Source organism: Streptomyces sp. NPDC050423, from assembly GCF_040655445.1.
In the GTDB taxonomy this organism is placed as follows: domain Bacteria; phylum Actinomycetota; class Actinomycetes; order Streptomycetales; family Streptomycetaceae; genus Streptomyces.
The window spans coordinates 194,065-215,167 of the sequence record NZ_JBFAJY010000001.1 but is presented as its reverse complement, the minus strand read 5'-3'; the positions used below and the strand labels follow the sequence as shown (position 1 = coordinate 215,167).

Genomic DNA, 21,103 nt, shown 5'->3' with positions numbered 1-21,103 from the left:
GCACGCGACTTGTTGACCCGGCGTCTACCAACGTGTGAACCTGCCAACTGAACCAATCGACCGGTGACTTGTCGGAGCATGCGAGGCGAAGGAGCCGTCCATGTCGACCCACGACCTCTACACCACCGCCCCCGACCAGCCGCTGTGGACGGTGCCCGCCTCGGGCGCCGCCCGCTTCAGCTGGGATTACGACGACGGCCGCGAGCGCCTTCTCGCCCTGTACCAGAAGGGCAAGGACAAGCAGTGGGACGGCAACAAGCGCATCGACTGGAGCCTGGAGGTCGACCCCACCGACCCGCTCGGCACCCCCGACGAGGCCCTCACCCTGTACGGCACCCCGCACTGGGCGAAGATGACGGAGAAGGACCGGGGCGAGCTGCGCAAGCACTACACCTCCTGGCAGTTCAGCCAGTTCCTCCACGGTGAGCAGGGCGCGATGGTCTGCGCGGCCCGGATCGTGGAGTCCGTCCCCGATCTGGACGCCAAGTTCTACTCCGCGACCCAGACCATGGACGAGGCCCGGCACGCGGAGATCTACGGCCGGTTCCTGCACGAGAAGATCGGGATGCTGTACCCGGTCAACGACAACCTCCAGGGCCTGCTCGGCGACACCCTGCGCGACTCCCGCTGGGACATGCCCTACCTCGGCATGCAGGTCCTCATCGAGGGCCTGGCCCTGGCCGCCTTCGGCATGATCCGCGACACCACGACCAAGCCGCTGCCCAAGCAGATACTCGCCTATGTCATGCAGGACGAGGCCCGCCACGTGGCCTTCGGCCGGATGGCGCTGCGCGACTACTACAAGCAGCTGAGCGACGTGGAACTGCGCGAGCGCGAGGAGTTCGTCATCGAGGGCTGCTACCTGATGCGTGACCGGCTCAGCGGAGTGGAGGTGCTGGAGAACTTCGGCATCGCCAAGCAGGAGGCCAAGGAGCTCTCCGAGCACTCCGAGTTCCTCCAGCTCTTCCGCAAGCTGCTGTTCAGCCGCATCGTCCCGTGCGTCAAGGACATCGGGCTGTGGGGCGAGCGGCTGCAGAAGGCGTACGTCGACATGGGCGTCCTCGAACTCGGTGACTCCAGCCTGGACCTGCTCATGGCCCAGGACGAGGAGATAGCCGAACAGCTGGACCGGGACCGCTTCGAGGCCGAGGAACAGGCGCGGGTGGCGGAGGTCGCGGAGGCGATCGCGGACGGCGGGGCGGAGCCGCAGGCTTCCTGAGCGGGGGCGACGGGGCGGGGAGCGCTGAGTAGGGTCGGCCGCATGCGTGAGACCGATGATGCCGCCGGTCCGGTCGCCGCCGGGCCGCCGGCGGACCACCCGGACCGGCGGCGGCTCGCCCGCCGGGCCGCCTACAAGTCCGTGTCCACCCACCTGTCGCTGCTGAGCGACCGCGGGCTGGGTGACGCCGTCCGCGCGGCCACCCCGCTCGGATCCGGGATGGGCGGCAGGCCGGCGGAGCTGGAGGTGTGCGGGACCAGGGTCTTCGTCAAACGGGTGCCGCTGACGGACCTCGAACTGCGCCCGGAGAACGTGCGGTCGACGGCCAACCTCTTCGGGCTGCCGACGTTCTACCAGTACGGGGTGGGCTCGGCCGGATTCGGGGCCTGGCGCGAGCTGGCCGCGCACACGATCACCACCGGCTGGGTCCTCGGTGACGCGTACGGGGACTTTCCGCTGATGTACCACTGGCGGGTCCTGCCGGACTCCGCTCCGCAGGGGTTCGCCGACGAGTTCGGGGGCATCGACGGGGCGGTCGCCCACTGGGACGGCTCCCCGGCCGTACGCGCCCGGCTGGACGCGGTCGGCCGGTCCTCGGCGAGCCTGGTGCTCTTCCTGGAACATGTGCCGCGGACCCTCGCGGCCTGGCTGGGCGACCGCCGGGCGGCGGCCAGGGAGGGCGGGGAGGGCCCGCCGTACGCGTGGCTGGACGAGACCCTGGCCCGTGGGGCGGAGTTCATGAGTTCGCGCGGGTTCGTGCACTTCGACGCCCACTTCCGCAACATCCTGACCGACGGCAGCTCGATCCGCTTCGCGGACTTCGGCCTGGCCCTGAGCTCCGCGTTCGAACTCTCCCCGGAGGAGTCCGCGTTCCTGGCCGGGCACCTCGCGTACGACCGCCACTACGTCGCCGGCCATCTGGTCCGCCACCACCTGTTCGACGGCGTGTGCGACGCCGCCTTCCTGCGCGGCTGGATCGCGGGCGACCGCTCCGGGGGCGTCCCGCCCGGGGCCGCCGCGGTCCTCGACCGGCACGCGGCGCCCGCCCTCGTCCTGGACGGCTTCCACCGCCGCCTGCTGACCGTGAGCAAACGGACGCCGTACCCGGCGGCCGGGATCGACGGGGCCGCGGCTGCGTCGGCCGCCGGCGATACCCCACCCCTGCCCCGGAATCCGGGGGCTGTCCACAGGGGCTGATCATTCATGGCGCCAGGATCCCATTCATGCCCGGCGGTCGCGTCCCGGCCCGAAAACGGCTGTACGCCCCGGACCGCCGGCGGAAGGATGGCGCCATGGCCTCAACCACTGTCGAAGCGGATCTCGCCGCCGCCCGCCGCAGTCTCGAAGGACTGGCGCTCGGGGACGCGTTCGGGGAGCGGTGGTTTCCGCTCCTCCGGGAGCCCCGGCAGGCGTACAACGAGGTCAGGGCGCGTCGGATGCCCCCGGAACCCAGGTGGAACTGGACCGATGACACCGCCCTGGCCCGTGCGCTTCAGCGGGCACTCGATGAGCGCGGGGAGGTCGAGCAGGACCGGCTCGCGCTCCTCTTCGCCCTGGCCTTCGACGCCGACCAGGCCCGGGGGTACGGCCACGGCATGCACATGCTCCTGCCCGAGCTGCTGACGTCACCGGGCGACTGGCGGACGCTGGCCCCCCGGCTGTTCGAGGGCGGCAGCCTCGGCAACGGTGCGGCGATGCGGGTCGCACCGCTCGGCGCACGGTTCCACCGGGACGTCGGCCACGCTGCCGGACAGGCCGTGTTGCAGGCGGAGGTCACCCACGCCCACCCCGAGGGGATCGCGGGCGCCGTGGCGGTCGCGGTCGCCGCGGCACTCGCGGTACGGGGCGCGTTCACGCTGGACGCGGTCGTCGCGCTGACCCCCGCGGGGCCGGTGCGCGACGGGCTGGAGCGGGCCGTCGAGGTGCCGTTCGACACCGAGCCGTGGCGGGCCGCCGACCTGCTCGGCAACGGACAGCGCATCCGCGCCGACGACACGGTGCCGTTCGCCCTGTGGACCGCCGCCCGGCACCCGGACGACCTGGAGGCGGCGCTCTGGGCAACGGCCGAGGGGTTCGGGGACGTCGACACCACCTGTGCCATCACCGGCGGGATCGTCGGCGCCGCCGTCGGCGTCGACGGTGTGCCAGCCGAATGGCTCCGGCGCCGTGAGCCGCTGGACTGAACCGGACCGGCCCCGGGGTTCGAATGAGTGGCGCGATCACCAGCACCATCCCGATGTGCGCCTGGGGAGACGGCAACACCGCGTCCTTCGTCGCCGTCGTCACGCCCGAGACCGCGCTCCAGGACCCCGAGAAGGTCGACCTCGAAAAGGCGGCGCTGGACACCGCCCGGGTCCGGGCCGAGTCGCGCAAGCCGATCGGCGCCGCCCAGGCCGGCTGACCAGCTCGTCGCGCCGGGCCCCGGGCACCCGCCCGGAAGCCGTCACGCGCTCAGTCTCCCAGCGCCGCCTCCATGACGGAACGGGCGATCGGCGCGGCACTGCCGCCGCCGCTGATGTCGGCCCGGTCGGCGGCGGCGTCCTCGACGACCACGGCGACCGCGACGGCCGGCCGGGCGGAGTCCTGCGCCTGCGCCCAGGAGATGAACCAGGCATACGGCGTACCGGTGTTGTCGATGCCGTGCTGCGCCGTGCCGGTCTTGCCGCCGACCGTGGCCCCGTCGATGGCGGCGTTGGTGCCGGTGCCGTCCTCCACCACGTCGGTCATCATCCGGCGCAGCCGCATCGCCGTCTGCGGGTTCATCGCCCGGTGGTAGGAGTGCGACCCCGTGGTGCGGACGGTGGAGCCGCTGTGCGTGGTCGTACGGTCCACCAGGTGCGGGTACATGAGTTCGCCGCCGTTCGCCACGGCCGAGGCCACCATCGCCATCTGCAGCGGGGTCGCCGTGGTGTCGAACTGGCCGATCGAGGAGAGGGCCAGCTGATCGTCGCTCATGTCGGTGTCGAAGTTGCTCTTCGCCACCCCGGACGGGATCTTCAGCCCCGTGTCGTTGAAGCCGAACCTGCCGACCGCGTCCACCATGCCGTCCAGGCCGACCTGGACCCCGAGGTGGGCCATCACGGTGTTGCAGGAGACCCGGATCGCCTCGGCCAGGGACGCCTTGGCGCAGCCGCTCGCCTCGTTGGGGAGCGTGGTCGAGGTGCCCGGCAGGACGTAGGGGGATGGGGTGTCGGTCGGGGCGTCCGGGTCGGTGACGACCTCGGCGTCCAGCGCGGCCGCCGCCGTCACGATCTTGAACGTGGAGCCGGGCGGATACGTCTGGCGGATGGCCCGGTTGAGCATCGGCTGACTCCGGTCCGAATTGAGCTGCCGCCAGGCGTCGGTGACGGACGAACCGGTACCGGACAGCCGCCCCGGATCGTACGAGGGGGTCGAGACCAGCGCCAGGATCTTGCCGGTCGTCGGCTCGACGGCCGCGACCGCGCCCCGCCGGCCGCCGAGCCCCTCGTACGCGGCGCGCTGCATGGAGTCCTTGATCGTGGTGACGACGTCGCCGCCGGGCTGCCGGCTGCGGGTGATCTCGTTCCAGAAGGGGAGCGGGGCGAGCATCGGGTCGGTGCCGGAGAGGACCGGGTCCTCGGCGTTCTCGATCAGGGTGGTGCCGTACGTCTGCGAGGCGTATCCGGTCACCGGCGCGTACAGCGCGCCGTGGCGGTAGGTGCGCTCGTACGCGAGCTGCTCGCCGGTGTTCTTGGAGCCGGTGACGGATCTGCCGTCGACCAGGATGTTGCCGCGCGGCTGGTCGTAACGGTCGATCGTGTTCCGGCGGTTGGCGGGGTTGTCGTCGAGGGAGGAGGCATCGAAGACCTGGACGCGGGCGGCGTTCAGCAGCAGCGCCACGAGCAGCAGCAGACAGAACGCGGCGGCGCGCCGGATGTAGCGGATCACGGCCGGGCCTCCCGCGCGGTCGGCGCGTACGGGATCACAGCTCGTCCTCCAGGATGGGGGCGATGACTCCGGTCTCCACCTGGTCGGGGTGGGGTCTGCGGGCCAGGTCGCTGATCCGGATCAGCAGCGCCACGATGATCCAGTTGGTGACCACGGACGAACCACCCTGGGCGAGGAACGGCATCGCCATGCCCGTCAGCGGGATCAGCCCCATCACCCCGCCCGCGATCACGAACACCTGGAGCGCCAGGATCGAGGCGAGGCCGATCGAGAGCAGCCGTCCGAACGAGTCGCGCAGGGCGAGCCCGGCCCGGTAGCCGCGCGCCACCAGCAGCGCGTACAGCATGAAGACCGCCGTCAGCCCGGTCAGGCCGAGTTCCTCGCCCGCCGTCGCCAGGATGAAGTCGGACTTGGCGGCGAAGCCGATGAGGATGGAGTGCCCGAGCCCGAGCCCGGTGCCGAGCATCCCGCCGGCCGCGAAGGCGAACAGCGACTGGGCGAGCTGGCCGGCCCCCCGGCCCGCGTCGATGGAGGCGAACGGGTCGATCCAGTCCCGCACCCGGCTGTGCACATGCGGTTCGAAGGAGCCGACGACGAACGCGCCGACGGCGGCGAGCAGCAGTCCGACGGCGATCCAGCCGGTGCGGCCGGTCGCCACGTACAGCATGATCACGAACAGGCCGAAGAAGAGCAGCGAGGTGCCCAGGTCGCGTTCCAGGACCAGCACTCCGACGCTGAACAGCCAGATCGCCACGATCGGGCCGAGCACCCGGCCGGTGGGGAGCTGGAGCTTCCAGATCTTGCGGCCGGTGTACGCGAGGGCGTTGCGGTTCGCCGCGAGGTAGGCGGCGAAGAACACGGCGAGCAGGATCTTGGCGAACTCGCCCGGCTGGAAGGAGAATCCGCCGACCCTGATCCAGATCTTGGCGCCGTTCACGGCGGGGAAGAAGATCGGCACGATCATCAGGACGAGGGCCGTGGTGACCGAGAGGTACGCGTACCGCTGGAGCACCCGGTGGTCGCGCAGGAACACCACCACCGCGATGAAGAACGCGACGCCGAGCGTGGACCAGACCAACTGGGTGGGGGCGGCCTGGTCCTTCGGGGTCTCCAGGTCGAGCCGGTAGATCAGCACCAGGCCGAGGCCGTTGAGCAGGACGGCGATGGGCAGCAGCAGCGGATCGGCGTACGGGGCGCGGAAGCGGACGGCGAGATGGGCGAGCAGTGCGAGCAGCCCGAGGCCGCCGCCGTACCCGGCGACATCGGGCGGGACCGCGTCGTTCCTGGCCAGACCGACGGCGGCGTAGCCGTAGACGGAGATGAGGACCGCCCCGATGAGGAGCGAGAGTTCCACGCCGCGCCGCTTGGGCAGGCGCAGCTCGGGCGGGGGTGCGTCCGCTGTCGTTGCGGTCATGCCACGCAACGTAGCAAGAGGCGGGGGTTATTTCCCTTATGTGTTAGTGCGGAGGTTCGTGGGGTTCCGGTGGCGGGCCGTCAGGACCGGGGGCCGAGCGGCGGATCCTCCTCGCGGTGTACGTACTCCGGGAGCGTCAGCCGGGCCACCGCCCCGCCGTCCGCCGCGTTCTCGAAGACCAGCCGGGCGCCCATCACCCGGGCCTGCCCGGCGGCGATGGTCAGTCCGAGGCCGTGTCCCCTGCTGCCGCCCTCGGTGCGGAAGCGCTGCGGACCTCCCGCGGTCAGGTACTCCGGGAAGCCCCCGCCGTGATCGCGTACGGTCACCACCGGCCCGTCGACCGTCAGTACGACCGGCGGGCGGCCGTGCCGGTGCGCGTTGCTGATCAGATTGCCGAGCACCCGCTCCAGCCGCCGTCTGTCCGTCTCGACGCGTACCGGCGGCCCGTCCCGGACGACCGACACCTCGGTGCCGGTGCCCGAGGCGGACGCCACTCGCTCGACGAGCGGGGCCAGTTCGTGCACATCCAGATCGACCTGCTCGCTACGGGTGTCGAGCCGGGAGATCTCCAGCAGGTCCTCGGTGAGGGCGCGCATCGTCCGGACCCGGTCCTGCACCAGCTCGGAGGGGCGGCCCGGCGCCAGCAGTTCGGCGGCGGCCGACAGGCCGGTCAGCGGGGTGCGCAGCTCGTGCGCCACATCGGCGGTGAAGCGCTGCTCGGTCAGCAGCTTGCGCTGGAGCGTCGAGGCCATCGTGTCCAGCGCACCGGCGACGATCGCCACCTCGTCCTGCCGGCGCGCGGGCCCGGCCGTACGGGGGTCGTCGACGCGGGCGTCGAGATCGCCGGCCCCGATCCGGCGGGCCACCCGCGCGGTCTGGTGGAGCCGCCGGGTGACCCGGGTGACGGCGAACCCGCCGGCCAGCAGCGTCGCGCCGATCGCCAGCAGCGAGGAGCCGATGATCGCCCCGTCCAGGCCGTTGATCGTGCGGGCGCTCTGGCTGTAGTCGATCCGTGTCGCCAGCGCGTGGCCGTCGGCCGGGGCGGCGGCCCACATCGTCGGCCGGCCGAAGTGGTCGGCGACCATGGTGCCCCGCTCCCCGCCGGCCGCCAGGGCGCGCAGCGACTCGGGCAGCCCCGGCGGGTCGAGCCCGGAGCGCGGCGGGAGTGCCTCGCCCGCCTCGTAGGCGGCGGTGACGTCCGCCAGCCGGGTCAGTGCCTTCTCGCGGGCGTGGCCGACCGTCTGGCGGGTGACCGCGGTGTGCACCAGCACGCCCAGCAGGGCGGCGAGCACGCAGCACATCACGGTGATGAATACCGCGGACTTCCAGGTCAGTGAGGCGGTCCAGACGGGCATCCGCAGCCTGCGCGGGTCCCACGAGGCCCTCGGCGGCCGGCGGCTCACCGGCGATCCGCGGACACGGCGGCCGAGGGCGCCGCGGTGGGTTCGGCGGTCGGCCGTGCGGTGGGCGGCGGCGTCGGCGCGGCGGAGGGCAGTTCGCTGGGCCGCGCGGAGGGCCGCGCGCCCGGCGGCTGCCGCCGGCCGGGCTCCGGCTGTGGGGTCATGCGCAGGATCCCGTCCTGGGTGGGCAGCATGGCGCGCTGCCTGCTGTCCCAGGACCAGGCCGTGCGGTACTCGTACCCGGTGATGGCCGACGGCGCCCGCATGATCAGGTCCCGGCCGGCCAGCTCCACGCTGATCACCGCGTCCGAGGTGGACATGATCCGGGTCAGCCCGCCCGGCTCCGGCATGTAGACCCGTACGGAGAGCTGGCGGTCGGCCAGCTTGACGGCGAGGACCAGTTCGTCCCTGCCGTCGCCCGTCAGGTCGCGGTAGTACGGCGCGAGCACCGGGCAGTCGTCCGGCGCGGTCCGGCAGGCGTTGATCGCGCGGACCGTCGAGGCCGGGAGTTCGTCCGTACCGCTGGAGCGGTCGGGGCGGGCCCTCAGCCCCGCCTGCACCACCGCCACCGGGTCCAGCCGGCGCACATCGCCGCCCGGGACGGTGATGCCGGGGATGTGCGCGGTCTCGCCCTCGCCGTAGTCGTACGGAGCGGCGGAGGCGGGCGGCAGCTCCGGCCAGAGGTGGGCCGGCCCGATGGCGGCCGGGGTCGGTCCGGTGCTCTTCAGCCCGCCACCGGTGCCGCATCCGGCCAGCAGGGCGGCGCCGGCCAGCAGGGCCGCCGCTCGGGGCCCCGCCCGGTGCTGCGGACGCATGGTTCTCTCCGTTCCCGAGGTCCGTCGAGCCGGCGGGCACGGGCTCGCGCAGGCCCCGGCTCCGTAGACCTTATTCGGAAGGAAGTCTCTTATGCGTATTTAGTGCTGATACGGGTTCTGGCCCTGGCCCTGCGCTCCCGGCGTGAAGCCCGGCTGCTGCTGCGACTGCCCGAACGGGTTGCCGTCCTGCGACGCCAGGTGCTGGGCCAGCAGCTGTTCGGCCTGCTCCTTGGGGATCTTCTGCTCACCACCGCAGAACGTGCACTGGGTGGCGTACTTCACCGAGAAGGGGAACAGCGGCACGAAGAACAGCGTGAACTTCGTGACCCGCTTGCGCAGGGTGTGCGCGGAGGGATTCCCGCACCAGCCGCAGACCATCGTCATGACGGCCAGTTGGTAGAGATAGCCTCGCGTGCCGAAAATGATCATGTTGTGGGTCCCTTCCCCGGATTCCCCGTGAGCGCCCGGCGGCAGAGCGCCAGCAGCTTCTCGTCCTCGTATGTGTCATGGCTGCCGTAGCCGCCGTCCATCGCGTTGTGGCGGCGTACGGAGGCGAGCTCGGCGCGCAGCACATGCACCGCGTTCGACCCCGCACCAGCGGCCCCCATCCGCGCCAGGCATCCGGCCACCCGAACCCTGACATGGCGGTTCTGCTCCCAGGCCGCCAGGAGCACCGGAACGGACTCCCCGGCCCGACCGGAAACCTCCCACAGAGCGATCGCCGCGTCCACCCGCAGCCACAGCTCCTCGTGCCCCAGCAGCGCCCGCAGCCGCGGCGCGGTCACCTCCGCCCGCGCACCGAGCCGGCCCAGCGCGCTCGCCGCCGCCCGCCGCTCGTGCGCGTGCTCCGCCTGGAGCCCCTCGATCAGCACGGGCAGCACGGCGTCGGCGTCCCCGTCGACCGCCCAGAGCGCCTCGGCGGCCTCCGTGGCCGCCGCGGTGCCGGGACGCCGGATCAGTGCCCGCAGCTCCGGCACGGCACAGTGCGCCGCGGGCCCGAACGAGCCGAGCGCCCGCAGCGCCGCCGTGCGCAGCCACTCACCGCGGTACTCCGGAGCCCCGCGCAGCACCCGCAGCACCTCCGGCGCCGCCTCGCCCGCCCGCAGCGCGGTCAGCCCGGCCAGCAGCGGGCTCGCCCGGTCGTACGCGCCCTCGTCGAGGCCCACCTCGCCGAGCCTGCGCCGCAGCGCACCGGCCAGTGGACGGGCCGCCGGCCCCAGATAGCCGATGGCGAACCCCACGTCGTGCGGCACCTCGGGCCGCTCCAGCGCCGCGGCCAGTGCGGGCACGGCGCGGGCGTCGCCCAGCCGGGACAGCGCCTTCACCGCGCTGCCGAGCCCCGGCGGCCCGCTCGCCCACTCCTTCACCCAGGCCCCCGGATCCGCCGCGACCCGGGCCGCCAGCGCGTCCGCGGCCGGTGCGGCCAGGCCGAACAGCTCCTCCAGGACGTGCGAGGCGGCCTCGGCCAGCCTCGGCTCGGCCGCGCCGAGCTGCTCCCCGACCAGCCGCACCAGCTCCCCGTAGGAGCCGCGCCAGGCCCGGATCAGCCCGCTGCTCATCCGGACCGCGTCGATGCGCTGCCAGCGGTCGGGGCTGCACAGCTGATCGGTCAGCAGCGCCGTCCGCTCGGCGACCCGGTCGTCGAGGCCGACATGCAGGGTCCGCAGCAGATCGGCCGTCCAGGGTGCCGCGCGACCCGCGCTCTCCTCGGCCGACAGCGCCCGCAGCTGCCCCACCAGGGTCGCCGGCGCGGCCCGCTCCTCGACCCCGGCCGGCTCCGGCTCACTGTGCGCCCCGGCCGGCCGCGGCCCCGGCTCCGCGGCCACGGGCGAGGAGCGCAGCTGCCGCAGCAGCCCCGCCACCACTCGCACCACATCGCCCGGCAACGCCTGCGGGGCGCACCGTGCCAGCTGGGCCAGCGCCGCCAGTCGCAGCCCCGGCGGATACGCCTCGGCGGCCAGCCGGCTCAGCCAGTCGGCGATCTGGTCGGTCAGCGGCCGGTGGCGCAGGGCCACCCGCCCCGCCGCCTCGACCAGCGCGAGCCGCACCTCGTCGTCCCGCTCGACCGCCAGCCGGTCCCGCAGCAGCGTCAGGACCCGTGCGGGGTGGCCGTGCAGGGTGGCCAGCGCCAGCGGGGCGGAGACCCGTACGCCCGGGTCGTCGTCGGCCATCAGGGCGAAGAACACCCCGGCGCCCGCGGTGACGGCGGCCGCCGCCATCGCGTAGTTCGCCGCGCCCTCGATCTCCTCCTCGTCGATCTCGTCCTCGTCGTCCTCGTCGAGGTCGATGCCGCCGATGCTGGTGAGCAGCTCGACGATGCCTCCACGGTCCGGGACCGCCGGATCCACGACGAGCTCGAAGAGGAAGGGAATGCAGGCGAGGGTGCACGCGTAGACGTCACCCTGGTGGTGCACGGCCCCGTACATCCCGTCCAGCGCTCCCTCGCGCTCCGCCGGATCGGCGGACGCGAGGCCCTGGAGCAGGCCGGGCACATCATCGGCAGGCCCGTAGGCATGCTCCATCGAGGCCCAGTCGACCTCGTCGATCCCCGCGAACACGTCATCGCCTCCCCACGCGTCACCACGAAGCAGTGTCTGCGCAGAGTGTGCACCACCGCTCTGACAATCCACCCGCCACATGCGGCCTTTTGCCTTTGGGCATGACAACAAAGGCGGCGGTGAGGTATGCCCCGGGGCGGGAGGGCCCGGCGGCTATGCCGTGTCCGGAATCGGACGCCCCCGGCCCGGTTCGTTGAGCGGCCCGAGCAGATCCCCGTACCGGCCCAGCCGCTCCGCCATGTCACCGGCCAGGAAGACCAGCTCCCCGGGATCGCGGCACTCCCCGATCTCCGCCCAGGTGACCGGCGCGGAGACGGAGGGCTCGGCCCGCGCGCGCAGGGTGTAGGGGGTGGCGGTCGTCTTGGCCGCGGCGTTCTGGCTGAAATCGACAAATACCTTTCCCGGCCGGAGCGCCCGCCTCATCCGGTGCACCACCAGATCCGGAAGCTCCAGCTCCGCCTGAATGGCCAGCCCCTTCGCGTACGCCGACACCCGCTCGGACGCCGCGGGCTCCAGCGGGACGAGCAGATGCAGCCCCTTGGACCCGGACGTCTTCCCGTAGGCCTCCAGCCCGTCCGCCGCCAGGCGTTCCCGCAGCCAGAGGGCGACCTCGCAGCACTCCACGACACTCGCGGGCGGCCCGGGATCCAGGTCGAACACCAGCCGGTCGGCCACCCCCGGCGTACCGGCCCGCCACTGCGGGGTGTGGAACTCCACCACCAGGTTGGCCGCCCACATCAGTGAGGCGAGATCCCCCACGACGATCTGCCGGGCACCCTCGTCCTCGTGGTGCGGCACCGTGGCCGTCCGTACCCAGGACGGCGTACCGGGGGGCGGGTTCTTGGTGAAGAAACGCTGTCCGTCCGGCCCGTCCGGGTAGCGCAGGAAGGACACGGGCCGCTCCCGCAGATGCGCCAGCAGCGCGTCTGCGGCCGTGGCCGCGTAGTAGTGCAGCACCTCGCCCTTGGTGGTGCCGGTGGCCGGATACAGCACCTTGTCCAGATTGCTGAGCGTCAGGCGCCGCCCCTCCACTTCAGTGATCGGCGACATACGATAAGAATCACATGCAAAACGGATCCATAGGCATATAAGGGTTGTAAGGGGTGACCGGTGAGGTCCATCTGGAACGGCGCCATCTCCTTCGGGCTGGTCAGCATCCCGGTCAAGCTGATCAACGCCACCGAGAACCACTCGGTCTCCTTCCGCCAGATCCACGTCACCGACGGCGGCCGGGTCCGCTACCGCAAGGTGTGCGAGCTGGACGGGGAAGAGGTGGCCGCGGCCGAGATCGGCAAGGCCTACGAGGACGCCGACGGCTCGATGATCCCGATCACCGACGAGGACCTCGGCTCACTGCCGCTGCCGACGGCCAGGACGATCGAGATCGTGGCCTTCGTGCCGGCCGATTCGATCGACCCGCTCCAGATGGAAGCGGCCTACTACCTCTCCGCCAACGGGGTCCCGGCCGCCAAGCCGTACACCCTGCTGCGCGAGGCGCTGAAGCGGAGCCGGAAGGTCGCCGTCGCGAAGTACGCGCTGCGCGGGCGCGAGCGCCTCGGGATGCTGCGGGTCGTCGATGACGTGATCGCGATGCACGGCCTGCTCTGGCCGGACGAGATCCGGGCCCCCGAAGGGGTCGCCCCGGACGCCGACGTGAAGGTGCGTGACGCCGAACTCGACCTGGCCGACGCCCTGATGGCCACGCTCGGCGAGGCCGACATGGACTCGCTGCGTGACGACTACCGGGAGGCGGTCGAGGAGCTCGTCGCCGCCAAGGCCGCCGGTGAGGTGCCGCGGACGGCGGAGCCCGAGGACTCCGGCGGGAAGGTGCTCGACCTGGTCGCGGCCCTGGAGAGCAGCGTCCGGGCCGCGAAGGAGGCCCGGGGGGACGAGCCGGAGGGGGACGGCGAGGAGGCGCCGGTCGCCGAGGTCACCTCGATCGCGGACCGCAAGGGTGCCGCCCGCGGCGCCCCGGCCGGCAAGTCCGGCTCGCGTGCGTCGTCCGGATCGGGTTCGGGTTCCGGTTCGGGTTCCGGCTCCGGAGCCCGGAAGCCCACCGGCTCGTCGCCCAGGTCGTCCGGGACGAAGAAGTCCACGGGGGCCGGGAAGACGGCCGCGAAGAAGAGCACACCGAGCGGCGGGACGGGCTCGAAGAAGACGACTGGCTCGAAGAAGACGACTGCGAAGAGCACCGCCGCCGGGAAGAAGACGGCGGCGAAGACGGCGGCGGCGAAGAAGCGGAGTGGCACGAAGAGCGCCGCGCGCAAGCGCGCCTCGGCCTGACCGCCGGCCCCGGCCGCACCCCTGCCCGCGGCCGGACCCGGGCCCCGGCCCCCGTCGGAGCGCCGCGGGACGGTCCGCCGGTCCGCCCGGCTCCGCCGCATCATGCCTGGGTGAGCCCGGGGCCACCGGGCCGGCAGCGGAGCTGAGCGGCTCCGGACCGCCGAACGGCCGCCACGGGGCTCGCGCCCCGGGACGGCCGTTCGGTCCGCTCCCGCGTACCGCGTCACTGGTCCGAGATCAGTGCCTGCGGTAGGAACTCACGTAACCGGGGGCCGGGGTGCCGACACCCGTCACGTCGTCGTAGCCCCGGACCGCCGACAGCGAGGCGTCCTTGCCCAGGCTCCGCACCGAGGTTCGCAGACCGTCCGCCGCGTCGTAGCCATTGGCGAAGTCCACCCGGGCGACGGCCAGATCATGGCCCTTGCCCAGCGGGTGGTCCGTCACGTCGTGGTACGCCTTCGACTGGTAGCGGGCGTAGATCGCCGGGTTGGCGAAGCCGATGGGCCGGCCGTGCTGCGCCTGCTGTGCCAGGGCCTGGACACCGGCGATGACCGGCGCCGCCAGCGACGTGCCGCCGATGCGGTACTCGTCGTAGCCCAGCGATCCGTCGGGCAGCGTCTGGGTCTGGCCGACCAGGAAGCCGGTGTTCGGGTCGGCGACGGCCGCGATGTCCGGAGCCGTACGCATCCGGGTCTTCCCGTTCGCCTTCGCCAGCGAGTCCGGCACGATGCCGCGCTGGTAGGACGGCTGCTTCACGGTGGCGCTGGTGCCGCCGCCCGCGCCCGAGGTGTACGCGCCGGGGAAGCCGGTCCAGCTCTTCCCGTCCGCGGCCAGGGGGGCGTTCGTGGTGCCCCAGCCGGTCTCCCACTTGTAGGTGTCGTGCTTGCCGACGGCCAGCGACGTACCGCCGACCGAGGTCACCCAGGCGGAGTTCGAGGGGACGTCGATCTGCTTGGTACCGGTGGACGCGACGTTGTCGCCGTCGTCGCCGGAGGAGAAGTAGAAGCCGATGCCCTCGATCGCGCCCATCTTGAACACCTGGTCGTAGGCGAGCGCCAGATCAGGGGTCTGGTTGGCCTCGACGTCGCCCCACGAGTTGGAGACGATGTCCGCGAGCCGGTGGTCGACGACCTTGTTCAGCGAGTCCAGCAGATCGTCGTCGTAGCAGGACGCGCCGCCCACGTACACGATGTCCGCGGCGGGCGCGACGGCGTGCACGGCCTCGACGTCGAGGGTCTCCTCGCCGTACCAGCCGGAGGCCCCGCACTCCTCGGTCCTCGTGTAGTCGTCCGGCAGCACCTGGCTGAGCTGCCCGCGCTTGTACCGTGCGTCGCCGTTGCGCTTCGCGTACTCGGCGGCGTCCTTCGCGATGGTGGGGGAGGCGTACGCGTCGGTGATGGCGACGGTCACACCCTTGCCGGTGAAGCTCCCGGCCCCGTAAGCGGCGCGCAGCTGCTTGCCGGTGTAGCCCTTGACCGCGTACGGCACCTTGGAGCCGTACGCGCTCGGCAGGGTGGAGGCGGTCTTCGAGCCGAAGTACGACGAGGACGGGCCGGAGTTGCGGAACACCTCGTCCGGCGGCGGCAGCACCTCGTCGTGGCTGGACTTGTGCGGTGCGTTGTCCAGGCCCGAGACGGCGAGCACGTCGCCGCTCAGCGCGGCCGGCACCGATGCGGTGGAGGCCGGCGCGCGGTAGGTGTGGCCGCCCTTGCGGTAGTTGCGCAGCTGGGTGCCGAACGCCTTCTCGGTACGGGACACTTCACCGGTCGCCGACACATAGTGCTGGTTGGCGCCGGTGACGGTCAGCCCGGCGGCCTTCAGCCACTCGCTGACCCGGTCGATCTGCTGCTGGGTGGCCCCGAACCGCGCCTGCGCCTGCGCGGCGCTCAGGTACTTCCCGTACGAAGGCGACTGCGGGTCGGAGACGGCGGCCGCGTAGGCGGCCAGCCCCTTCGCGTCCCGTCCGGCGAGGTGGACCCGGACGGCGACCTTTCCGCTGTCGGCCGTGGCTCCCTGGTCGGCCGTGGCGGTGGCCCAGGCCGGCTTGGTGCCCTGGAGTGCGTCCCGGCCGGCCGGTGCGGAGTCGGCGCTTGCGTTGGGTATCCCGAGGGCGAGCGCACCGGCGAGCAGTGGCAGTGTCACTGCCATGCTCAGCCCGGCGCGTCGTCCGGCGCGGCTGATTCTCAAAGTAACCCCCTGCGATGTGGGTCTCGCGTGCGGAGCATGTGCCGAATGATGTGCACATGTAATCCGACACTCTGGCGAGAAACGCCTCATGTACGGGGCATGCGTTTCCCAAGAATCTGCCAAGTGGACGCGCGTAGAGGCTGGTTCGCACCGAACCGCCGAGGATCGGGCACCCCGCCCGAAGACTCCCGGTAGATCCGGGAAGCTCCGGATGTCCCTGGACGGGCTGGAGGGGCTGGAGGGGCTGGAGGGGCTGGAGGGGCTGGGCGGGCTGCCCGGCTGTCAGGTGCCCGGTGCGTGCGGTGGAATGCGGCAGAACGGCTTCCGGCTGTGAGATCTTGCCCGTCTCGCAGCCGGAAGCCGTTTCGCTCCGGCCTCATTTCGCTCCGCCTCTCCCGAACGAAATCGAATTCGTGGAGAAAAGTGAGTCCTTTCCCAGGGGTTTTCGGCCGTCCTGGAGAACTCTGATTCGTGATCCGGCGGAATCGTTCGTTCAGGCGGAAGGTGTTTTGCGGGAGAGGAATACGGAAGCCAGCACGGCGGCCGCGAACGATACGCCGGCCACCACCCACAGGCCGGTGTGAATACCGACGGTGAAACCCGAGGCGATGGCATCGGTCACCCCGGGCGGCGAGGGGCGGCCGCTGCCGCTGCTGCCGCTGCGGGCCACGTCCACCACCGCCGTGGCGATCTGCGGCGGGACATGGGCGTCGGCCAGGGTCCGCGGCAGCGCCCCGACGAAGCGGACGGCCAGCACGGCGCCCAGCACCGCCGTCGCCAGCACCGAACCGACCTGCCGGAACGCGGTGACCGCGTTCGACGCGGAACCCATCTGGGCGGGCTCGACCACGGCGAACGCGGCCGCGGTCGACGGTGCGACCACCAGCCCGCTGCCCAGACCCACCAGCGCCAGGCCCACGGCCGTGACCAGGTACGCGCTGTCCGGCTCCTGGCGGACCAGCAGCACCGCCGCGACCGACGCGATCAGCGAACCGGCGGCCAGCAGCCGGCCGGGGCCGATCTTCCCGGAGATCTTCTGGGCCACCAGCGTCGACAGCACGAAGAAGACCATCGCCGGCAGCAGCCGTACGCCCGTGCTCAGCGCCGTGACGTTCTGGACCCGCTGGAGGAAGAGCACCTCGAGGAAGACCACGCCGACGAACGTGAACAGCGCGGACGCCGCCACCAGCAGCGTCGCGGACACCCGGATCGAGCCCATCATCCGTACGTCCAGCATCGGCACGGCCACCTGCCGCTCCACCCGTACCAGGGCGAACAGCGAGACGGCGGCGACCACCAGCGAGGTCAGCACGACCGGGTCGTCGTAGCCGGCCCGGCCGCCCGCCGCGATCCCGTACACCAGCGTCCCGAGACCCAGCACCGAGAGGAACTGGCCACGCAGGTCCAGCGGCCTGTTTGGCACCTTGGACTCGGAGACCGCGTACAGCGTCACCGCCACCGTGACCACGGCGACCGGGGTGTTGACCAGGTAGACCGCCTGCCAGTCGAAGGCGTCCAGCAACGCCCCGCCGAGCAGCGGGCCGACGGCCAGACCGATGCCGGAGACCGACACCCACACCGTGATGTACCGCAGCATGCGCGGCAGATCGACGAAGAACGTGGTGGTGATGATGGCCAGTGAGGTCGGCAGCACCAGCGCGCCGCCGATCCCGCTGACGGCCCGGCCCACGAGCACCTGGGGGAAGGTGCCGGCCGTCGCCACGATCAGCGAGCCGACCGCGAGTGTGACCACGCCGATGACGAACACCCGACGCCGTCCGTACCGTTCGCCCAGGGCCCCGCCCGACAGCACACACGCTGCCACGACCAGGGTGTACGTGCTGGACACCCAGCTCAGGTCCGCCGGGGCGATGTTCATGTCGACCTGGAGGGCGCGCAGCGTCGAGATCGCCGACGTCACCTCGATGAACGACATGAACAGACCGAGGCAGGCGGCGGTCAGGATCAGCTTGCCGTGCGGGATGACCGGCTTCGCTGGCGCGGCGGGGGCCGCGGTCTCCGTCTCCGCGCTCATCACTTGCCCCGCTTCTCGGCGATGCGCCGCGTGGCGTCGTCCCACGACAGCGGGAGCTCGCTCCGGGCGGCGCCGTAGAAGACGAAGGTCGAGCGGTCCATCGTCGGAATCAGCTTCGCGACCACCTTCGCGTGCGGGTCGCTGCGGGAGAAGGTCTCCAGCGACTCCTGGTCCTGCCACGCGGACAGCGTCCAGAACGTCTTCTTGAACGGTTCGGCGCGCAGCGACGCGCCGATGGTGCCGGGCGCGGAACGGACCTGCTTCCACACCACCAGCGACAGCAGGAAGAACCGCGGCACGTGGAGCAGCGACTTCACCTCGAACTTCGATGCCATGACCACGGCCTCGCCGGAGTCGGGGGACTCGGTGGCAGCGGCCCCGGGCATCCAGGGAATGGTGGGCATGGGGGATATCTCCTCTTCGGCGTGGAGCGCGTGATCACAGCAGGGAATACCCGCTACCCACATGAGACACGCGCGACGTCCATCCGGACATGTGGTGGTGCACAACCGCTCGGGAGTGGCGGGGTTGGCCTGTTCGTGCCCCTGGTGTCCGGTACCCGTTGATCCGGACACCCCCTTTGGGGGCCATCGACGCATTCGATGGATCACCCGTGTTCGGCGATGCGGTGATTGACCCTTCCCCATGGCCCGAATTACTTTCCTTGCACGTCGCAGCCAGCCGGCTCAAATCGGAGCGATGCACCAACGACCGAATGCTTTCGGAGGGTTCGCCCTCGCGCTCCAGCGGCCGTCGCCCATAGCGACTCCTTCCCTTTTCCGGAGAACTGCCCGAACCCGAGGGGCCACCCTTCATGACAACTCGTGTCGCCGTGATCGGAGCCGGTATATCCGGCCTTTCCGCCGCCTACCATCTGCCGGACGATGTCGATGTCACCGTGTACGAGAAGGAGAACCGGCCCGGTGGGCACGCCCTGACCGTGGAGGTCGAGGAGGACGGCGGCACCATCGGGATCGACACCGCCTTCGTGGTCTTCAACTCCCGCACGTACCCCCAGCTGACCGCCTTCTTCCAGGAGGTGGGGGCCACCGCGCTGGACCACACCGGCGGCTTCGACTTCTTCGACCTCGACCGGGGACTCGACTACGGCACCGCCGAGTTCGAGCTCGCCGAGGAGGAGATCGCCCGGCGCTACCCGGCCGACTTCATGCCCTTGTGGCGGGACGCCGAACGCTTCCACAAGGAGGCGCCCCGCGACTTCCTGCGCAAGCGCACCGACATGGCGCTCGGGGAGTACCTGGACCGGGGCGGCTACTCCGACGCCTTCAAGTACGGATACGTGGTGCTGCTCGCCACCGCCGTCTGGTCGGTGCCCGCCGAACTGATCTGGGAGATGCCGGCCACCACCGTCATCGCCTTCTTCATGTCGCACGACCCCGGCGGCCTCGGTGGCCGCTCCGTCGCCTGGAAGACCGTCTCCGGCGGCAGCATCGAGTACGTGCGCCGCGTCGTCGGAGCCCTCAACGGCACGGTGCGCACCTCCAGCCCCGTCACCCGCATCCGGGAGGAGGACGGCGAGAACGCCGGAGTCGTCGTCACCACGGCCGACGGCGAGGAGCGTTACGACTACGCCGTCGTCGCCTCGCACGCCGACCAGACACTCGCCCTGCTCGACAGCCCCACCCCGCTCCAGGCCGACATCCTGGGCAAGGTCCGCTACAGCTCCACGAAGGCGGTACTGCACACCGACCCCTCCAGCATGCCGCCGGACCGCTCCCGCTGGCAGAGCTGGAACTACGGTCTCAAGACCGTCGACGGCACCCCGCGCACCTGGGTCGCGTACTACATGAACTCCCTTCAGGGCTTCACCGCCCGGAAGGACTACTTCGTGACCCTCGACTCGCCGATCGTTCCGCGCGAGGAGACGGTCATCCGCGAGATCCCCTTCACCCACCCGATCATCGACCTCGACGTGCGCTCCATGCAGCGCACCATCTACGCGGTCAACGACACGGGGCGGGTCAAGCTCGCCGGATCGTACTTCCACTCCCCGAAGATCGGCCACGACCTGATCGGCTCGCACGAAGCCGGATACGTCTCGGGGCTCAAGGCCGCCGAGTCCATCGCCCGCGACATCAAGAAGTGAGGGAACTCCCATGCAGCGTGTCACCGCTCTGGAAGCACAGGCCTGGCTGGTCGAGAAGCTCGCCGTCCGGCTCGGTGTGGAGAAGGACCTGGTCGACGTCGAGCGTTACTTCGACGAATTCGACCTCGACTCCACCGAGGCACTGATTCTCGCGGGCGAACTGGAGAAGTGGCTCGGCTTCGAACTGGAGGCGACGGCGCTCTGGTACCACCCGACCATCGCCGCCCTGTCCGAGCACATAGCCGAGGAGAACGCCCGCCATGCCGAAGCGGCCTGACCCCTCAGCCGGCCGCCCGGTACTGACCCCGCTGACCTCCCCGGGCACCGGGGCGGCCCGCCGGCTCTACGCCGTCCACCCGGGGGCGCTGGCGCCCGCCGCCTGGCAGCCGCTCGCCGAGCGGCTGCCGGCGGACACCGCACTGTCCCTGCTCGACCTGGGCAACATCCCGGCCTTCTTCACGGCGGCCTTCGACCCCCGGGCCGAACCCGCCACCGTGACCGAACTGGCCGGCCGCTGCCTCGCCGAGATCGACGCGTCGGCACCCGGCGACGCGCCGTTCTCGCTGGTCGGCTGGTCCTTCGGCGGCGTGGTGGCGTTCGAGATCGCCGCCCGGCTCGAAGCCGAGGGCCGCGCCGGGCAGCTGGACGAGCTCGTGCTGCTCGACAGCATCGCACCGGTCCCCGCCTTCAAACGCACCGACGAGGTGCTGGAACCCCGGATGCTGCTCGACTGGTTCGCGATGTACCTCGGTGCCAAGCGGGACCGCCCGTTCACCGTGAGCGTGCCTCCGGTCGCGGCGGCCGAGGACGGGCTGCCCGTCGTACTGGCGGCGGCCACCGCGCAGGGCCTGCTGCCGGCCGACACCGAACTCGCCGGACTGCGGAAGCTGTACACCGCCTACCACGGCGGCCTGACCCGCAACAACCGCTGCACCGCCCCGTACGAACCGGCCGCGCTGGACCGGTCGATCACCCTCGTCAAGCCCGAACGGTCGCTGCTTCCTGACAGCGGCGACCTCGGCTGGAGCCTGCTCAGCAACCGCCCCGTACGACGCCTGGCGGTCGCGGGCGATCACTACACGATGCTCCAGGACCCGCGTACCGCAGCCGTGCTGTCCGGACGGCCGGCCGATTCCGCCGTCGCCTGACCGACCACCGCACCAGCGCTGCCCCGCC

Annotated in this window: 19 protein-coding genes; 9 read left to right on the top strand and 10 right to left on the bottom strand. The window is 71.7% G+C overall.

From position 1 onward, the window contains the following. The first annotated feature begins 100 nt into the window (after positions 1 to 100). The 4 genes from AB0I52_RS00850 to AB0I52_RS00835 all read left to right on the top strand — a co-directional run bounded on the left by AB0I52_RS00850 (position 101) and on the right by AB0I52_RS00835 (position 3,620). Positions 101 to 1,219, top strand: a complete 1,119-nt coding sequence (locus tag AB0I52_RS00850) for a ferritin-like domain-containing protein (protein ID WP_363067605.1) — start codon at positions 101 to 103, stop codon at positions 1,217 to 1,219. A gap of 42 nt (positions 1,220 to 1,261) precedes the next feature. Next, positions 1,262 to 2,416, top strand: a complete 1,155-nt coding sequence (locus AB0I52_RS00845) for a protein kinase family protein (protein ID WP_363067603.1) — start codon at positions 1,262 to 1,264, stop codon at positions 2,414 to 2,416. Positions 2,417 to 2,511: 95 nt separating this feature from the next. Beyond that, positions 2,512 to 3,402 carry an ADP-ribosylglycohydrolase family protein gene (locus AB0I52_RS00840; protein WP_363067602.1) on the top strand — a complete coding sequence of 297 codons (891 nt, stop codon included), beginning with the start codon at positions 2,512 to 2,514 and terminating at the stop codon, positions 3,400 to 3,402. Positions 3,403 to 3,425: 23 nt separating this feature from the next. Continuing rightward, positions 3,426 to 3,620 carry a hypothetical protein gene (locus tag AB0I52_RS00835; RefSeq protein WP_363067600.1) on the top strand — a complete coding sequence of 65 codons (195 nt, stop codon included), beginning with the start codon at positions 3,426 to 3,428 and terminating at the stop codon, positions 3,618 to 3,620. Between the two features lie 50 nt (positions 3,621 to 3,670). On the opposite strand, the gene AB0I52_RS00830 is transcribed toward AB0I52_RS00835, so the two are convergent. The 7 genes from AB0I52_RS00830 to ligD form a co-directional block, all read right to left on the bottom strand. Beyond that, positions 3,671 to 5,128 (bottom strand): penicillin-binding protein 2, encoded by a 1,458-nt coding sequence (locus AB0I52_RS00830; protein ID WP_363067598.1) that lies wholly within the window; start codon positions 5,126 to 5,128, stop codon positions 3,671 to 3,673. Between the two features lie 34 nt (positions 5,129 to 5,162). Next, a complete protein-coding gene (locus tag AB0I52_RS00825; protein ID WP_363067596.1) occupies positions 5,163 to 6,542 on the bottom strand; it encodes an FtsW/RodA/SpoVE family cell cycle protein in 1,380 nt (459 codons plus the stop codon). Positions 6,543 to 6,622: 80 nt separating this feature from the next. Then, a complete protein-coding gene (locus tag AB0I52_RS00820; protein WP_363067594.1) occupies positions 6,623 to 7,897 on the bottom strand; it encodes a HAMP domain-containing sensor histidine kinase in 1,275 nt (424 codons plus the stop codon). A 44-nt stretch (positions 7,898 to 7,941) separates the two neighbouring features. Next, positions 7,942 to 8,757 (bottom strand): hypothetical protein, encoded by an 816-nt coding sequence (locus tag AB0I52_RS00815; RefSeq protein ID WP_363067592.1) that lies wholly within the window; start codon positions 8,755 to 8,757, stop codon positions 7,942 to 7,944. A 99-nt stretch (positions 8,758 to 8,856) separates the two neighbouring features. After that, positions 8,857 to 9,186 (bottom strand): zinc-ribbon domain-containing protein, encoded by a 330-nt coding sequence (locus AB0I52_RS00810; RefSeq protein WP_363067590.1) that lies wholly within the window; start codon positions 9,184 to 9,186, stop codon positions 8,857 to 8,859. After that, on the bottom strand, positions 9,183 to 11,315 hold the full coding sequence (locus AB0I52_RS00805; RefSeq protein WP_363067588.1) for a PBS lyase: 2,133 nt from the start codon (positions 11,313 to 11,315) through the stop codon (positions 9,183 to 9,185). Before AB0I52_RS00805 ends, AB0I52_RS00810 begins: the two co-directional genes overlap by 4 nt. Positions 11,316 to 11,468: 153 nt before the next feature. After that, a complete protein-coding gene (ligD, locus tag AB0I52_RS00800; protein ID WP_363067586.1) occupies positions 11,469 to 12,365 on the bottom strand; it encodes a non-homologous end-joining DNA ligase in 897 nt (298 codons plus the stop codon). A gap of 60 nt (positions 12,366 to 12,425) precedes the next feature. Between ligD and AB0I52_RS00795 the strand changes: the two genes are divergently transcribed. After that, on the top strand, positions 12,426 to 13,598 hold the full coding sequence (locus AB0I52_RS00795; protein WP_363067584.1) for a Ku protein: 1,173 nt from the start codon (positions 12,426 to 12,428) through the stop codon (positions 13,596 to 13,598). A 237-nt stretch (positions 13,599 to 13,835) separates the two neighbouring features. On the opposite strand, the gene AB0I52_RS00790 is transcribed toward AB0I52_RS00795, so the two are convergent. Next, positions 13,836 to 15,746: a S53 family peptidase gene (locus AB0I52_RS00790; RefSeq protein WP_363067582.1), complete on the bottom strand. Its 1,911-nt coding sequence runs from the start codon at positions 15,744 to 15,746 to the stop codon at positions 13,836 to 13,838. 250 nt (positions 15,747 to 15,996) lie between these two features. Here AB0I52_RS00790 and AB0I52_RS00785 point away from each other — a divergent pair, with 250 nt between their 5' ends. Continuing rightward, positions 15,997 to 16,119 (top strand): hypothetical protein, encoded by a 123-nt coding sequence (locus AB0I52_RS00785; protein WP_363067580.1) that lies wholly within the window; start codon positions 15,997 to 15,999, stop codon positions 16,117 to 16,119. A gap of 159 nt (positions 16,120 to 16,278) precedes the next feature. On the opposite strand, the gene AB0I52_RS00780 is transcribed toward AB0I52_RS00785, so the two are convergent. Both AB0I52_RS00780 and AB0I52_RS00775 read right to left on the bottom strand, forming a co-directional pair. Then, entirely contained in the window at positions 16,279 to 17,820 is a 1,542-nt protein-coding gene (locus AB0I52_RS00780) for an MFS transporter (protein ID WP_363067578.1), read from the bottom strand. Further along, entirely contained in the window at positions 17,820 to 18,224 is a 405-nt protein-coding gene (locus AB0I52_RS00775) for a DUF3291 domain-containing protein (RefSeq protein WP_363067576.1), read from the bottom strand. The genes AB0I52_RS00780 and AB0I52_RS00775 overlap by 1 nt, the downstream gene beginning before the upstream one ends. 410 nt (positions 18,225 to 18,634) lie before the next feature. On the opposite strand from AB0I52_RS00775, the gene AB0I52_RS00770 reads away from it, so the two are divergent. Genes AB0I52_RS00770 through AB0I52_RS00760 form a run of 3 tightly spaced genes read left to right on the top strand, consistent with a single transcriptional unit; the run spans position 18,635 to position 21,075 of the window. Continuing rightward, positions 18,635 to 19,927, top strand: a complete 1,293-nt coding sequence (locus AB0I52_RS00770) for an FAD-dependent oxidoreductase (RefSeq protein WP_363067574.1) — start codon at positions 18,635 to 18,637, stop codon at positions 19,925 to 19,927. Positions 19,928 to 19,937: 10 nt separating this feature from the next. Next, positions 19,938 to 20,204: an acyl carrier protein gene (locus AB0I52_RS00765; RefSeq protein WP_363028674.1), complete on the top strand. Its 267-nt coding sequence runs from the start codon at positions 19,938 to 19,940 to the stop codon at positions 20,202 to 20,204. After that, positions 20,188 to 21,075, top strand: a complete 888-nt coding sequence (locus AB0I52_RS00760) for a thioesterase domain-containing protein (RefSeq protein WP_363067572.1) — start codon at positions 20,188 to 20,190, stop codon at positions 21,073 to 21,075. Before AB0I52_RS00765 ends, AB0I52_RS00760 begins: the two co-directional genes overlap by 17 nt. The last annotated feature ends 28 nt before the right edge of the window (positions 21,076 to 21,103 follow it).

Bases quoted from the DNA above. Each gene is read 5' to 3' on its own strand.
- AB0I52_RS00850 (WP_363067605.1), top strand. From the start codon at position 101: ATGTCGACCCACGACCTCTACACCACCGCCCCCGACCAGCCGCTGTGG.
- AB0I52_RS00845 (WP_363067603.1), top strand. From the start codon at position 1,262: ATGCGTGAGACCGATGATGCCGCCGGTCCGGTCGCCGCCGGGCCGCCG.
- AB0I52_RS00840 (WP_363067602.1), top strand. From the start codon at position 2,512: ATGGCCTCAACCACTGTCGAAGCGGATCTCGCCGCCGCCCGCCGCAGT.
- AB0I52_RS00835 (WP_363067600.1), top strand. From the start codon at position 3,426: ATGAGTGGCGCGATCACCAGCACCATCCCGATGTGCGCCTGGGGAGAC.
- AB0I52_RS00825 (WP_363067596.1), bottom strand. From the start codon at position 6,542: ATGACCGCAACGACAGCGGACGCACCCCCGCCCGAGCTGCGCCTGCCC.
- AB0I52_RS00820 (WP_363067594.1), bottom strand. From the start codon at position 7,897: ATGCCCGTCTGGACCGCCTCACTGACCTGGAAGTCCGCGGTATTCATC.
- AB0I52_RS00815 (WP_363067592.1), bottom strand. From the start codon at position 8,757: ATGCGTCCGCAGCACCGGGCGGGGCCCCGAGCGGCGGCCCTGCTGGCC.
- AB0I52_RS00810 (WP_363067590.1), bottom strand. From the start codon at position 9,186: ATGATCATTTTCGGCACGCGAGGCTATCTCTACCAACTGGCCGTCATG.
- ligD (WP_363067586.1), bottom strand. From the start codon at position 12,365: ATGTCGCCGATCACTGAAGTGGAGGGGCGGCGCCTGACGCTCAGCAAT.
- AB0I52_RS00790 (WP_363067582.1), bottom strand. From the start codon at position 15,746: ATGGCAGTGACACTGCCACTGCTCGCCGGTGCGCTCGCCCTCGGGATA.
- AB0I52_RS00785 (WP_363067580.1), top strand. From the start codon at position 15,997: ATGTCCCTGGACGGGCTGGAGGGGCTGGAGGGGCTGGAGGGGCTGGAG.
- AB0I52_RS00780 (WP_363067578.1), bottom strand. From the start codon at position 17,820: ATGAGCGCGGAGACGGAGACCGCGGCCCCCGCCGCGCCAGCGAAGCCG.
- AB0I52_RS00775 (WP_363067576.1), bottom strand. From the start codon at position 18,224: ATGCCCACCATTCCCTGGATGCCCGGGGCCGCTGCCACCGAGTCCCCC.
- AB0I52_RS00770 (WP_363067574.1), top strand. From the start codon at position 18,635: ATGACAACTCGTGTCGCCGTGATCGGAGCCGGTATATCCGGCCTTTCC.
- AB0I52_RS00765 (WP_363028674.1), top strand. From the start codon at position 19,938: ATGCAGCGTGTCACCGCTCTGGAAGCACAGGCCTGGCTGGTCGAGAAG.
- AB0I52_RS00760 (WP_363067572.1), top strand. From the start codon at position 20,188: ATGCCGAAGCGGCCTGACCCCTCAGCCGGCCGCCCGGTACTGACCCCG.